Origin of the sequence: Escherichia sp. AM3, assembly GCF_032029835.1 — a bacterium.
GTDB lineage: Bacteria > Pseudomonadota > Gammaproteobacteria > Enterobacterales > Enterobacteriaceae > Escherichia > Escherichia coli.
Genome location: NZ_JAVUPQ010000020.1, coordinates 16960 through 31319, shown reverse-complemented (window position 1 = coordinate 31319; position 14360 = coordinate 16960). Strand labels below are relative to the sequence as shown.

Below are 14360 nucleotides of genomic sequence, written 5' to 3'. Positions count from 1 at the left end.
CAGACACCGTGGAGCAGGACACTCCTGCCCCACGTATTGCCATTAGTGCTTCACAATGTACATATTCCGGGTATAGGTATTATCCAGCGGATCTTTGCCGGTATAGCCACCAACCCACGGTTTCACCAGACGCGCATTCACGTAGTAATAAACAGGAACAATGGCCGAATCCTTATCCAGCTGTTGTTCTGCTTTAGTGTACAGAGCTGTGCGCTGCGCCTCGTCAGTCACTTTCAGCGTTTCCGCCATAATGCTGTCAAAGGCCGGGCTCTTATAATGCGCGGTATTCATCGAGCTGTTCGAAAGCATGGTGTTCAGGAAGGAAGTTGGTTCGTTGTAGTCAGCACACCAGCCTGCACGGGCCACATCAAAAGTACCCTGGTGACGGGTGTCGAGGAACGTTTTCCACTCCTGGTTAACCAGTTTGACGTTTACACCAATGTTTTTCTTCCACAATGAAGAGGCAGCAATCGCCAGCTTTTTATGCAGATCGGAGGTGTTATACAACAGGTTGATGGTCAACGGTTTGTCTGCGGTATAACCCGCTTCAGCCAGCAGTTTTTTCGCTTCTTCGTTACGTTTTTCCTGGCTCCAGCCAAACCATTCCGGCTGAGTCAATTTTGCGCCATCAGTATACGGTGGAGTGTAACCATAGGCGGGCATGTCGCCCTGCGCTTTCACTTTATTAACAATGATATCGCGGTCCATACCTAGTTTCAGTGCGGTACGCACACGCACATCGTTGAATGGCGGTTTCTGGTTGTTAATTTCGTAATAGTAAGTGCACAGGTATGGATCAACGTGAACTTCGTCCGGGATCTCTTTTTTCAGCTTCTGGAACAATTCGATCGGCATGTTGTTATAAGTCATGTCGATTTCACCACTACGGTAGCGGTTGACATCGGTAACTTCAGAAGCAATAGGCAAATAGGTTACCTGGTTAATAACGGTTTTCGCGTTGTTCCAGTAGGTCGGGCTGCGTTCAAGAACGATTCGTTCGTTTACGACCCAATCTTTTAAGGTATAGGCACCGTTGGTGACGATATTACCAGGCTGGGTCCATTTTTCGCCGAATTTCTCGATAGCGGCTTTTGGCACCGGTGAAGTTGATGGGTGAACAAGTAATTTATAGAAGTACGGAACGGGTTCACTTAAGGTGACTTCTAATGTGTGATCATCAATAGCTTTCACGCCGAGATCGGTAATCGGTTTTTTCCCTTCAAGAATTTCATCAATACCGGCGATATGCCCATATTGCAGATAACTGGCATACGGAGAAGCAGTGTTCGGATCAACAGAACGTTGCCAGCTATACACAAAGTCTTGTGCTGTGACTGGCGTGCCATCAGACCATTTCGCATCTTTACGCAAATGGAAGGTCCAGACTTTCGCGTCTTTATTATCCCAGGATTCAGCGACGCCAGGTGCTGGATGACCGTCAAGATCGCTGACCAGTAAGCCTTCAAACAGGTCTCGGCTGATATTAGACTCCGGAACACCTTCAATTTTGTGCGGATCTAATGACTGAACTTCTGAACCATTGTTACGTACCAGTGTTTGTTTTTCCGCCAGTGTGACGCCTGCGGGTACATCAGCTGCCAGCGCGACATTCCCTGCCATTAGCGCAGCCAGAACGCCAGCTGCTACTAAACTTCTCTTGGTGATGTTGGTCATTGTTTTTTGGACTCCCTCATTATAATTACTGGTATTAACCAGCATGTGTAATCCCGGATTGGGACCCTGCACAGGCTCGGAGACTTTCTGCTGTTAGGTTACTTTATCGTTACGTATTACTATCACCGACTTTATTTATTCTGGTGATTCAGACGATCACCTTATGTCGATTCGTACTGTGTCTCCCCTGTCGAGACACATTATTCTTTCGCGACGCTCTTTAATTGTTAATTATTCTCATTACCAATAAAGAATCGTCTGGCGGTTGCCCGGAAAGTACCAAATGCGGTTCTTACTCGCCAATACATTTTGCAAAATTGTTAAGCAATTCTCTTTTATTGACCGTATCAGAATCTATAGCTTGCATCCATGCCTTAACAAACATCTTTCAATTCAATCAAATAGAGATTGGCTAAGCATGTCTATCTTTTCTGATTACAGTTCCAGTAGTGAAATGCACAATAATTTAACAATTGATTATTATTTAGCACTTTCCTCTACCAAAGGCAGTGGAATTACTAATATCATTTCAATTATTCTTCAGCAAGCCCAGGATTATGATGTGGCGAAAATAACATGATGGTGAGGAGAAGCAGTTAAGGAAATCCTTATAACTAACTGTAATTTGAGAAGAATATTTTTACCTATTCCTTTTGCTTTTGATAACTGCGCGGGAACAAAGTAAAAATAATGACGAAGTAAACGGAGCATGGCAGCTCCGTTTCATTTGAAAGGAATTAATTAAGCAGGCCGGGGAAAATCCCCTTAATACCAGTAACGATAAATTCAATCCCCAATGCCATCAGCAATAGCCCCATAATACGCGTAATCACGTTGATGCCGGTCTGGCGTAAAACCCGTACCAGCCACGGTGCCATGCGGAACAATCCCCAGCAACATAAAGCGAACAATGCAATAGCCACAAAGAAACCAAACAGATAGCTAATGCTGTGATAACGCGTACCCCAGACGATGGTAGAACTGATCGCCCCTGGCCCCGCCATCAACGGCAACGCCAATGGCACCACACCAATGCTTTCACGTACCGCGGTTTCTGATTTTTCTTGCTTGTTCTGTTTATCCTCGCCAAGCTTGCCGCTGATCATCGACATCGCTATCGTCACCACCAGGATGCCCCCGGCGATACGGAACGAATCAATTGATATACCAAAAAGTTGCAGAATCGTGTCGCCGAGAAAAAGCGAGATCCACAAGATAATGGCCACAGACAGGTTGGCTGTAAGGTTAGTTTTGTTTCGCGCTGCCGCTGTCTGATAACTGGTCATGCTGATAAAGACGGGAATAATCCCTACCGGGTTGACCAGCGCAAATAACCCGATGAAAAATTTGAAGTAAACGGGAAAATCAAAAAAGGTCTGAATCACGGTTAGCTCCGAAGCAAAAGCCGGATAATGTTAGCCATAAATAAGGTTGAAAAGACGCGCTGACAATACGCCTTTTGACAGCATTTTTCACCTCCTAACTACTTAAAATTGCTATCATTCGTTATTGTTATCTAGTTGTGCAAAACATGCTAATGTAGCCACCAAATCATACTACAATTTATTAACTGTTAGCTATAATGGCGAAAAGCGATGCTGAAAGGTGTCAGCTTTGCAAAAATTTGATTTGGATCACGTAATCAGTACCCAGAAGTGAGTAATCTTGCTTACGCCACCTGGAAGTGACGCATTAGAGATAATAACTCTAATGTTTAAACTCTTTTAGTAAATCACAGTGAGTGTGAGCGCGAGTAAGCTTTTGATTTTCATAGGTTAAGCAAATCATCACCGCACTGACTATACTCTCGTATTCGAGCAGATGATTTACTAAAAAAGTTTAACATTATCAGGAGAGCATTATGGCTGTTACTAATGTCGCTGAACTTAACGCACTCGTAGAGCGTGTAAAAAAAGCCCAGCGTGAATATGCCAGTTTCACTCAAGAGCAAGTAGACAAAATCTTCCGCGCCGCCGCTCTGGCTGCTGCAGATGCTCGAATCCCACTCGCGAAAATGGCCGTTGCCGAATCCGGCATGGGTATCGTCGAAGATAAAGTGATCAAAAACCACTTTGCTTCTGAATATATCTACAACGCCTATAAAGATGAAAAAACCTGTGGTGTTCTGTCTGAAGACGACACTTTTGGTACCATCACTATCGCTGAACCAATCGGTATTATTTGCGGTATCGTTCCGACCACTAACCCGACTTCAACTGCTATCTTCAAATCGCTGATCAGTCTGAAGACCCGTAACGCCATTATCTTCTCCCCGCACCCGCGTGCAAAAGATGCCACCAACAAAGCGGCTGATATCGTTCTGCAGGCTGCTATCGCTGCCGGTGCTCCGAAAGATCTGATCGGCTGGATCGATCAACCTTCTGTTGAACTGTCTAACGCACTGATGCACCACCCAGACATCAACCTGATCCTCGCGACTGGTGGTCCGGGCATGGTTAAAGCCGCATACAGCTCCGGTAAACCAGCTATCGGTGTAGGCGCGGGCAACACTCCAGTTGTTATCGATGAAACTGCTGATATCAAACGTGCAGTTGCATCTGTACTGATGTCCAAAACCTTCGACAACGGCGTAATCTGTGCTTCTGAACAGTCTGTTGTTGTTGTTGACTCTGTTTATGACGCTGTACGTGAACGTTTTGCAACCCACGGCGGCTATCTGTTGCAGGGTAAAGAGCTGAAAGCTGTTCAGGATGTTATCCTGAAAAACGGTGCGCTGAACGCGGCTATCGTTGGTCAGCCAGCCTATAAAATTGCTGAACTGGCAGGCTTCTCTGTACCAGAAAACACCAAGATTCTGATCGGTGAAGTGACCGTTGTTGATGAAAGCGAACCGTTCGCACATGAAAAACTGTCCCCGACTCTGGCAATGTACCGCGCTAAAGATTTCGAAGACGCGGTAGAAAAAGCAGAGAAACTGGTTGCTATGGGCGGTATCGGTCATACCTCTTGCCTGTACACTGACCAGGATAACCAACCGGCTCGCGTTTCTTACTTCGGTCAGAAAATGAAAACGGCGCGTATCCTGATTAACACCCCAGCGTCTCAGGGTGGTATCGGTGACCTGTATAACTTCAAACTCGCACCTTCCCTGACTCTGGGTTGTGGTTCTTGGGGTGGTAACTCCATCTCTGAAAACGTTGGTCCGAAACACCTGATCAACAAGAAAACCGTTGCTAAGCGAGCTGAAAACATGTTGTGGCACAAACTTCCGAAATCTATCTACTTCCGTCGTGGCTCCCTGCCAATCGCGCTGGATGAAGTGATTACTGATGGCCACAAACGTGCGCTCATCGTGACTGACCGCTTCCTGTTCAACAATGGTTATGCTGATCAGATCACTTCCGTACTGAAAGCAGCAGGCGTTGAAACTGAAGTCTTCTTCGAAGTAGAAGCGGACCCGACCCTGAGCATCGTTCGTAAAGGTGCAGAACTGGCAAACTCCTTCAAACCAGACGTGATTATCGCGCTGGGTGGTGGTTCCCCGATGGACGCCGCGAAGATCATGTGGGTTATGTACGAACATCCGGAAACTCACTTCGAAGAGCTGGCGCTGCGCTTTATGGATATCCGTAAACGTATCTACAAGTTCCCGAAAATGGGCGTGAAAGCGAAAATGATCGCTGTCACCACCACTTCTGGTACAGGTTCTGAAGTCACTCCGTTTGCGGTTGTAACTGACGACGCTACTGGTCAGAAATATCCGCTGGCAGACTATGCGCTGACTCCGGATATGGCGATTGTCGACGCCAACCTGGTTATGGACATGCCGAAGTCCCTGTGTGCTTTCGGTGGTCTGGACGCAGTAACTCACGCCATGGAAGCTTATGTTTCTGTACTGGCATCTGAGTTCTCTGATGGTCAGGCTCTGCAGGCACTGAAACTGCTGAAAGAATATCTGCCAGCGTCCTACCACGAAGGGTCTAAAAATCCGGTAGCGCGTGAACGTGTTCACAGTGCAGCGACTATCGCGGGTATCGCGTTTGCGAACGCCTTCCTGGGTGTATGTCACTCAATGGCGCACAAACTGGGTTCCCAGTTCCATATTCCGCACGGTCTGGCAAACGCCCTGCTGATTTGTAACGTTATTCGCTACAATGCGAACGACAACCCGACCAAGCAGACTGCATTCAGCCAGTATGACCGTCCGCAGGCTCGCCGTCGTTATGCTGAAATTGCCGACCACTTGGGTCTGAGCGCACCGGGCGACCGTACTGCTGCTAAGATCGAGAAACTGCTGGCATGGCTGGAAACGCTGAAAGCTGAACTGGGTATTCCGAAATCTATCCGTGAAGCTGGCGTTCAGGAAGCAGACTTCCTGGCGAACGTGGATAAACTGTCTGAAGATGCATTCGATGACCAGTGCACCGGCGCTAACCCGCGTTACCCGCTGATCTCCGAGCTGAAACAGATTCTGCTGGATACCTACTACGGTCGTGATTATGTAGAAGGTGAAACTGCAGCGAAGAAAGAAGCTGCTCCGGCTAAAGCTGAGAAAAAAGCGAAAAAATCCGCTTAATCAGTAGCGCTGTCTGGCAACATAAACGGCCCCTTCTGGGCAATGCCGATCAGTTAAGGATTAGTTGACCGATCCTTAAACTGAGGCACTATAACGGCTTCCACAACAGGGAGCCGTTTTCTTATGCCACTTCTCAATGATCTGCTCGATTTCAGTGACCATCCGCTTATGCCTCCGCCCTCTGCACAACTATTTGCAGAACACCTTCCCACCGAGTGGATACAACACTGCCTGACGCTTTCTGCTCATGCGACCGTTCGCCGCCGTCGTTTACCGGGGGACATGGTTATCTGGATGGTGGTGCAATGAGCCAATTACCGATGTTGTTCGCCGTCTGAACCTGAGCGCGGATGGCGAAGCGGGGATGAACCTGCTGGCCCGCAGCGCTGTCACCCAGGCGCGTCAGCGCGTGGGGGCCGCCCCAGTGGAATGGCTCTTCCGCCAGACCGCACAGACAGGGGCGCGGAACGTTACCTGAAGGATGACTGGCACGGCCTGCAACTTTTTGCCATTGATGGCGCACAGTTCAGGACACCTGATAAACCCGAGCTGCGTGAATATTATGGGTCTGCCAACACATCCACTAAGCGGCAGAACGCCTACCCGGTTATGCGTCTGGTGGCCTTAATGAACCTGGGAAGTCACATTCTGCTGAATGCCGTGACCGCACCTTACCGGCAGAGCGAAACTGTGCTGGCCCACTCCATGCTCGCCACCATCCCGGATAACTCTATTACGTTGTTTGATAAACTTTTTTACAGCGAAGACCTGCTGCTGACGCTGAACCAGAAGGGTTGTAACCGCCACTGGCTACTGCCTGCGTGGAAGAATATCGCATCAGAAATGATAGAGCTGGGAAACACGGCGTCACCAGGGACCATCCCGAAACGACTGGAGCATCTTCGGGGTGCTCTGGAAGTGGTGTTCATAACAAAACGCCCCCGACCATCAAGGCCGAGGTCGGTTAAGATATCAAAAACCCGTTATCCTGTGAAACATAGTGCCGCTCCTCTTAAGTGAACGGCATTGCCCTTCTGGGGCCGTTTTTTTGTTTACCCAAAGCAACTTTTCCATAAACCGACAGCATTAGCCTTCATCATATTTGCGACGATGTATAACGCCTAAACACAGGGATATTGTACTTTACAGGTCACAAGTCAACGTCGGTGCTTAAGCGTCCTGTGAGGCGTATAGCGGCGTTAAAAAACTGCCGAGAAGGGTGTATAGCCCGGAAGAAGTGAGTAAAACGAACTGACAGGATAAAAGCGCCCTGCTCACCCTGTCAGTAAAGAAATTCTTATTAATCGTGGCGATGCCTTTCCTGAATAGCCGTTAATGAGCCGACTTGTAACGCCTCTTTATAGTGTTTACGGCATACAGAAACGTATCGTTCATTACCACCAATAACCACCTGCTCACCTTCGTTATAAGGTCTGCCTGCTTGATCAAGACGCAGCACCATGCTTGCTTTACGGCCACAAAAACAGATGGTTTTTAATTCAACCAGTTTGTCGGACCATGCCAGTAAGTATTGGCTGCCAATAAATAATTCACCTCGAAAATCGGTACGTAAACCATAACAAAGTACGGGTATATCGAGTTGATCGACAACCTCCGATAATTCATATACTTGTTGTCTGGTTAAAAACTGGCATTCATCAACCAGTACGCAATGAATTGCCTGCTGTTCATGTTCCGAACGAATCTCATCAAATAATGATGAATTTTGGTTAAATAATTTTGCAGGCGATGACAAACCTATACGCGAACTGACTTTCCCGGCACCAAAGCGATCATCAATTTCTGCCGTATATACGACAGTGCGCATGCCGCGTTCCTGGTAATTGTATGAAGATTGCAACAATGCTGTAGACTTACCCGCATTCATTGCGGAATAGTAGAAATATAGCTGTGCCATCAGCCACAGGCCCTCAATGATATGAAATAAAGTTGGCTGGAGTTTATCATAATTCGTCAGTTTTTCAGCTCAACAGTATGCACAGAAGTGGTATATGCGTTCTCCCTTACGAAGCCTTGCATAATCCTTCTGAGCTATCATTACAACTGCCTCGCTTGTTATAAGCGGGTAAATGACTGCTGGTAACTATTCACAATCTTTAATCTGTTGCGCAAGTAATAGCCCTCTGTTGACCTCCAGGAGATAGTGCAATACTAAGTCCCTGCTCTTATTGCGACTGTTCTACTTTTCATCATTCGCTTAATAGGGAATTCTCGTAAACACGACTAATACAGAAGACTGAAAGGTCGTCAGCCTACGATAATCTCCCCATAAAATGTGACATGAATCAGGAAGTTTTAACCTCACGAGCTGCGAAATCATCGGTACAAATAGGGCTATATGCCGCGTCTTTTCTGGCTAATTTTATGAAAAGATATTTATTGGCGGCACAAAATAAAGAACAATTTTGAATTCCTTACATTCCTGGCTATTGCACAACTGAATTTAAGGCTCTATTATTACCTCAACAAACCACCCCAATATAAGTTTGAGATTACTACAATGAGCGAAGCACTTAAAATTCTGAACAACATCCGTACTCTTCGTGCGCAGGCAAGAGAATGTACACTTGAAACGCTGGAAGAAATGCTGGAAAAATTAGAAGTTGTTGTTAACGAACGTCGCGAAGAAGAAAGCGCGGCTGCTGCTGAAGTTGAAGAGCGCACTCGTAAACTGCAGCAATATCGCGAAATGCTGATCGCTGACGGTATTGACCCGAACGAACTGCTGAATAGCCTTGCTGCCGTTAAATCTGGCACCAAAGCTAAACGTGCTCAGCGTCCGGCAAAATATAGCTACGTTGACGAAAACGGCGAAACTAAAACCTGGACTGGCCAAGGCCGTACTCCAGCTGTAATCAAAAAAGCAATGGATGAGCAAGGTAAATCCCTCGACGATTTCCTGATCAAGCAATAATCTTTTGTAGATTGCACTTGCTTAAAATCCCGCCAGCGGCGGGATTTTTTATTGTCCGGTTTAAGACAATTTAATAAGAATAAGCTATAAAAAAACGGCGTCGATTGCTCAACGCCGTTTCGTGGATAACACCGATACGGATGTTACTTCTTAATGCCCATCTCTTCTTCAAGCCAAGCTTTAAATTCCGTGCCAAGGGTGTTATGACGAATACCGTATTCAACGAAGGCCTGCATGTAACCTAATTTATTACCGCAGTCATGGCTCTTCCCTTTCATATGATAGGCTTCCACCGTTTCTTTTTCGATCAGCATATCAATTGCGTCGGTGAGCTGAATTTCATCACCAGCTCCCGGAGGGGTTTTTGCCAGCAACGGCCAAATATCCGCGCTAAGTACGTAACGACCCACAATAGCGAGATTAGACGGCGCAACATCCGCTTTCGGTTTTTCTACCACACCAACCATCGGTACGCTTTCACCCGGCGCTAATTCAACGCCTTTGCAATCCACAACGCCATATGCGGTCACATCAGCAACCGGTTCAACCATGATCTGGCTATGACCCGTTTCATCAAAGCGGCGGATCATCTCTGCCAGGTTATCCTGTGACAAATCGGATTCATATTCATCCAGAATAACATCAGGCAAAATAACAGCTACCGGTTCATCACCCACTACCGGGTGAGCACACAATACCGCGTGTCCCAGGCCTTTCGCCAGACCCTGACGAACTTGCATAATAGTCACGTGCGGTGGACAAATAGACTGCACTTCATCAAGCAGTTGACGTTTTACACGTTTTTCCAGCATTGCTTCCAGTTCAAAACTGGTATCAAAGTGGTTTTCAATAGAGTTTTTAGATGAGTGTGTAACCAGCACAATTTCAGTAATGCCAGCCGCAATACATTCATTCACGACGTATTGAATTAATGGCTTATCGACAAGTGGCAGCATCTCTTTCGGGATGGCTTTCGTCGCCGGCAACATCCTGGTTCCTAATCCCGCAACGGGGATAACGGCTTTTTTGACTTTCGTATTAATGGCAGCCATTTAAATTCTCCTGGACTGTTCGTGTTTTGAACGTGTTCATATTTCTGTATCGCATCCCAGTATATCAGCACCCCGAAGGGGCTAAGTTCTGAAAAGGAGGCGAGTTAGCATAATTAAGACAATTACTTATACGAATGGCGACGATAGTACCACCAGCCGACATTAGCAGGTAATGCAAATTTAGCCCGCGTTATCGTTTGCTCATTCTGCAGACAACATCAAGCGCAGTCGACCACCGGTTCCCCATATTTGGCATTGCCAGGCATCGCATCGCTGGCTCAATTGATTCAAATAAGCGTTACCTAAAGTGCCTAACGGAACACCATTACTGATTTGCACCTGGTGTTCGCCGGTATTTAACGTCGCATTCAGACCCGCAGAAACCAGAATGAGATTTTTCAGTTCGCGATGATAATAGCCAACTAATAGCGGAAACTGCCCCGGCAGATTGGCCTGACGAAGTAAATGGTTTACCTGCTTCAATAACGCGCCCAACTCTGGCAACCGTTGATTTTGGTGTGCAAGCTGTTCCTGTAATAATCCGTTAAACAATGCGCGTAATAACAAGGCAGCAAGTACGCCATTATGTCCAGCTCGGGTGACATCAAGGCAATAAAATGCCAGATCGTTTTCCGAAAGTGCGGCAATATCAAGCACCAGGCCGGGTTTGTCCGCGGCAACCAATTGACGATAATTAACCCGGCAATGGGAAATCACCTGCTGAACCGGCGGTTGTAGTTCCTGTAATAATTTCGCCGCTGCGGCAGGGTTATCAACCATTGCATCCCAGTCGCGAAAAAGCCTTTCCTCTTCCTCAACGCGCGAATTAAACATGCTGGGATAGAGACAGGCAAAAACCATCTCGCGCAAGCGATTCAGATCTTTAACTGGTTTCAGCAAAACATCTTCAACGCCCAGACGTAACGCTTTGGCAATATCTGCCATATTTTCAGTGGCAGATATCACCAGAACTGGGGTCTGGTCGCCTCTGTTACGTATATGCTCCAGCAGTTTAAGCCCGTTCATTCGTGGCATCGCGATATCACATATCATCAGGTCTGGAGTGAAACCTCCCAGCAACTCAAGGGCATCCACCCCATCAGCCGCCAGTACCGTTGTCGCTCCCAATGAGGAAAACCATGAATCCAGAAGCGAGCGAAATACCTGCTCATCTTCAACAATGAGAATCTGTTTTCCGACCAATGGCTGCGTCATGTTCTCTCCCCTGACTGGCTTTACTCAATAGTGGCATGCTATTGCCACCTGCGCCTGTCAGAATTAACTTAAGTGTAGATAAAAATTCTGGTCAAATGTTGGTGCGTACCAACGGCAAAAGTTCGTCCATTTTCCTTTCCACTGCCAGCTGTCCGGCCGCAATGGCAGCGTGCGCGCGATGGAAATCAAGCGTAGATATTTGCGGGCAAACAGGTTGAATCAGAATATCGGGCGGATCACCTGCCATGCGGTTCCTTTTAAGGCGGTTCTCCAGCACCTGGATAGAAGTGGTCATAATCTCTGTTGCCGTTGGCGCTGTCACCGCCCGACGTGTCGTTATGCTGCCTAACCTTTCTTTCAGACGCGCATGCCACGGCAGAGAATCACCATTCTCGCTATTTTCTTCACTGACATTAAAGGAGAGCAAATCTTGTTGCATCAAATGAGCATCGTGCTGCAGGTCAACCGCTATCACAATATCAGCCCCCAATGCACGCGTGAGGGAAATAGGAATTGGGTTAACGACTGCTCCATCAACCAGCCAGTAGCCGTTATGTGCAACAGGTGCCATGAGTCCTGGAATACTGCATGATGCGCGAATAGCAAGATGGAGATCGCCTTCAGTAAACCATAATTCACGTCCCGTACTTAAATTGGTGGCAACAGCCGCAAAGCGACGGGAACAATTTTCGATCTCTGTTTCCGGCATTATTTCGCGGTATTGATTGAAGACACGCTCGCCGCGCAGTAACCCACCGCGCTGCCAGGAGAGATCCATCAGGCGTAAAACATCCCAATAACTGAAAGAGGTCACCCAATCTTCCAGCGCAGATAATCGATCGCATGCATAGGCAGCGCCCACCAGCGAACCAATTGAACATCCTGCAACGATATCAATTTCAATACCCACTTTTTTTAGCGCATTAATAACGCCAATATGCGACCAACCTCTCGCCGCGCCAGATCCCAGCGCCAGCCCTATTTTTATCTTTCTCATTATTCCCGCAAGATTCCCCTGGAATGCAATCGTAGCCACATCGCTACTGCTCGGTTAACATAGTGCTACTCAGGCGGTTAATACGCCGTTATTGTTTCCAGGGAGATTATTTGTGTCTCAGCTTTGTCCCTGTGGTAGTGCTGTCGAGTATAGCCTATGTTGCCACCCTTATGTGTCTGGTGAAAAGGTTGCACCTGATCCAGAACATCTCATGCGTTCGCGTTACTGCGCTTTTGTGATGCAAGACGCAGATTATTTAATAAAGACCTGGCATCCATCTTGTGGAGCAGCGGCGTTACGTGCCGAATTGATTGCCGGATTTGCGCATACTGAATGGTTGGGATTGACCGTATTTGAACATTGTTGGCAGGACGCCGACAATATCGGATTTGTCAGTTTTGTTGCTCGATTTACCGAAGGTGGCAAAACAGGTGCAATAATTGAACGTTCGCGATTTTTGAAAGAAAACGGTCAATGGTACTATATTGACGGTACACGTTCGCAGTTTGGCCGCAACGATCCCTGCCCTTGTGGTTCAGGTAAAAAATTTAAAAAGTGCTGCGGCCAATAATGGTTGACGGTACGGTTTAGCAAACACTCTCAACAAGGTTTTTCCAGCAATGCATTCACTCCAACGTAAAGTTCTGCGTACTATTTGTCCGGACCAAAAAGGTCTGATCGCACGTATTACCAATATTTGCTACAAGCACGAGTTAAATATCGTACAGAACAATGAATTTGTTGATCACCGTACCGGGCGCTTTTTTATGCGCACGGAACTGGAAGGGATTTTTAATGATTCCACCCTGCTGGCGGATCTCGATAGCGCATTGCCAGAAGGCTCCGTGCGTGAGCTGAATCCTGCCGGTCGTCGCCGGATAGTGATTCTGGTCACTAAAGAAGCGCATTGCCTTGGCGATTTGTTGATGAAAGCCAATTACGGCGGCCTGGATGTCGAAATCGCGGCAGTTATTGGTAACCACGATACTCTACGTTCTCTGGTTGAGCGTTTTGATATTCCGTTTGAGCTGGTAAGCCATGAAGGGTTAAGCCGCAACGAGCACGATCAAAAGATGGCGGATGCCATTGATGCTTATCAACCTGACTACGTGGTGCTGGCGAAGTATATGCGGGTATTAACGCCGGAATTTGTGGCACGCTTCCCGAATAAGATCATCAATATTCACCATTCATTCCTGCCAGCGTTTATTGGCGCACGTCCTTATCACCAGGCCTATGAACGTGGTGTGAAGATTATTGGCGCAACCGCTCACTATGTGAATGACAATCTGGACGAAGGCCCAATCATCATGCAGGACGTTATTCATGTCGATCATACCTACACAGCTGAAGATATGATGCGCGCAGGTCGTGACGTCGAGAAAAACGTCTTAAGTCGTGCACTATACAAAGTACTGGCACAGCGCGTCTTTGTTTACGGTAATCGGACGATTATTCTTTAATCGCCAGCAAAAATAACTGGTTACCTTTAATCCGTTACGGATGAAAATTACGCAACCAGTTCATTTTTCTCAACGTAACACTTTACAGCGGCGCGTCATTTGATATGATGCGCCCCGCTTCCCGATAAGGGAGCAGGCCAGTAAAAAGCATTACCCCGTGGTGGGGTTCCCGAGCGGCCAAAGGGAGCAGACTGTAAATCTGCCGTCATCGACTTCGAAGGTTCGAATCCTTCCCCCACCACCATCACTTTTCAAAAGTCCGTAAACTCTCAAACGAATCCGCAATTAAATATTCTGCCCAAGCGGGGAAGGATGAGAAGCTTCGACCAAGGTTCGACTTGAGCGACAGCGAGAGAGCGTTGCCGCAGGCAACGACCCGAAGGGCGAAGCGCGCAGCGCTGAGTAATCCTTCCCCCACCACCATCACTTCCTGAAATACTCAAAACCTGTTACTCCGAGCTAATTTTGCCCGATGGCACCGCGTTTA

12 protein-coding genes, 1 tRNA gene, 1 other RNA gene and 1 pseudogene are annotated in these 14360 nt (G+C 47.3%); 8 read left to right on the top strand and 7 right to left on the bottom strand.

Annotated elements, in window-relative coordinates:
- Positions 1-42: 42 nt before the first annotated feature.
- On the bottom strand, positions 43-1674 hold the full coding sequence (gene oppA, locus RTW80_RS10455) for an oligopeptide ABC transporter substrate-binding protein OppA (RefSeq protein WP_001297114.1): 1632 nt from the start codon (positions 1672-1674) through the stop codon (positions 43-45).
- Positions 1675-1957: 283 nt separating this feature from the next.
- Here oppA and RTW80_RS10450 point away from each other — a divergent pair, with 283 nt between their 5' ends.
- A complete protein-coding gene (locus RTW80_RS10450; RefSeq protein ID WP_001211521.1) occupies positions 1958-2254 on the top strand; it encodes a hypothetical protein in 297 nt (98 codons plus the stop codon).
- Positions 2255-2411: 157 nt separating this feature from the next.
- Here RTW80_RS10450 and ychE (RTW80_RS10445) read toward each other — a convergent pair whose 3' ends face one another.
- Positions 2412-3059: an NAAT family transporter YchE gene (gene ychE, locus RTW80_RS10445; RefSeq protein WP_000616554.1), complete on the bottom strand. Its 648-nt coding sequence runs from the start codon at positions 3057-3059 to the stop codon at positions 2412-2414.
- A 30-nt stretch (positions 3060-3089) separates the two neighbouring features.
- A complete protein-coding gene (gene ychE, locus RTW80_RS10440; protein ID WP_211180492.1) occupies positions 3090-3143 on the bottom strand; it encodes a protein YchT in 54 nt (17 codons plus the stop codon).
- 392 nt (positions 3144-3535) lie between these two features.
- Between ychE (RTW80_RS10440) and adhE the strand changes: the two genes are divergently transcribed.
- On the top strand, positions 3536-6211 hold the full coding sequence (adhE, locus tag RTW80_RS10435) for a bifunctional acetaldehyde-CoA/alcohol dehydrogenase (protein ID WP_000301651.1): 2676 nt from the start codon (positions 3536-3538) through the stop codon (positions 6209-6211).
- 123 nt (positions 6212-6334) lie between these two features.
- Positions 6335-7231: pseudogene (locus RTW80_RS10430) on the top strand (IS4 family transposase).
- Positions 7232-7511: 280 nt separating this feature from the next.
- Here RTW80_RS10430 and tdk read toward each other — a convergent pair.
- Entirely contained in the window at positions 7512-8129 is a 618-nt protein-coding gene (gene tdk, locus RTW80_RS10425; RefSeq protein ID WP_000068089.1) for a thymidine kinase, read from the bottom strand.
- Positions 8130-8732: 603 nt separating this feature from the next.
- Here tdk and hns point away from each other — a divergent pair.
- Positions 8733-9146 (top strand): histone-like nucleoid-structuring protein H-NS, encoded by a 414-nt coding sequence (gene hns, locus RTW80_RS10420; protein WP_001287378.1) that lies wholly within the window; start codon positions 8733-8735, stop codon positions 9144-9146.
- 143 nt (positions 9147-9289) lie between these two features.
- Here hns and galU read toward each other — a convergent pair whose 3' ends face one another.
- The 3 genes from galU to rssA form a co-directional block, all read right to left on the bottom strand.
- Positions 9290-10198 (bottom strand): UTP--glucose-1-phosphate uridylyltransferase GalU, encoded by a 909-nt coding sequence (gene galU / locus RTW80_RS10415; protein WP_000718995.1) that lies wholly within the window; start codon positions 10196-10198, stop codon positions 9290-9292.
- 201 nt (positions 10199-10399) lie between these two features.
- Complete coding sequence (gene rssB, locus RTW80_RS10410; RefSeq protein WP_000193447.1) at positions 10400-11413, bottom strand: two-component system response regulator RssB; 1014 nt, start codon at positions 11411-11413, stop codon at positions 10400-10402.
- 91 nt (positions 11414-11504) lie between these two features.
- Complete coding sequence (gene rssA / locus RTW80_RS10405) at positions 11505-12410, bottom strand: patatin-like phospholipase RssA (protein ID WP_001295622.1); 906 nt, start codon at positions 12408-12410, stop codon at positions 11505-11507.
- A 112-nt stretch (positions 12411-12522) separates the two neighbouring features.
- Here rssA and RTW80_RS10400 point away from each other — a divergent pair, with 112 nt between their 5' ends.
- The 4 genes from RTW80_RS10400 to RTW80_RS10385 all read left to right on the top strand — a co-directional run bounded on the left by RTW80_RS10400 (position 12523) and on the right by RTW80_RS10385 (position 14296).
- Positions 12523-12981 carry a YchJ family protein gene (locus RTW80_RS10400; protein ID WP_032247457.1) on the top strand — a complete coding sequence of 153 codons (459 nt, stop codon included), beginning with the start codon at positions 12523-12525 and terminating at the stop codon, positions 12979-12981.
- Between the two features lie 49 nt (positions 12982-13030).
- On the top strand, positions 13031-13873 hold the full coding sequence (purU, locus tag RTW80_RS10395; RefSeq protein ID WP_000555849.1) for a formyltetrahydrofolate deformylase: 843 nt from the start codon (positions 13031-13033) through the stop codon (positions 13871-13873).
- Positions 13874-14032: 159 nt separating this feature from the next.
- Positions 14033-14117 (top strand) — tRNA-Tyr (locus tag RTW80_RS10390).
- A 47-nt stretch (positions 14118-14164) separates the two neighbouring features.
- Positions 14165-14296: non-coding RNA, RtT sRNA (locus RTW80_RS10385), on the top strand.
- Positions 14297-14360: the final 64 nt, after the last annotated feature.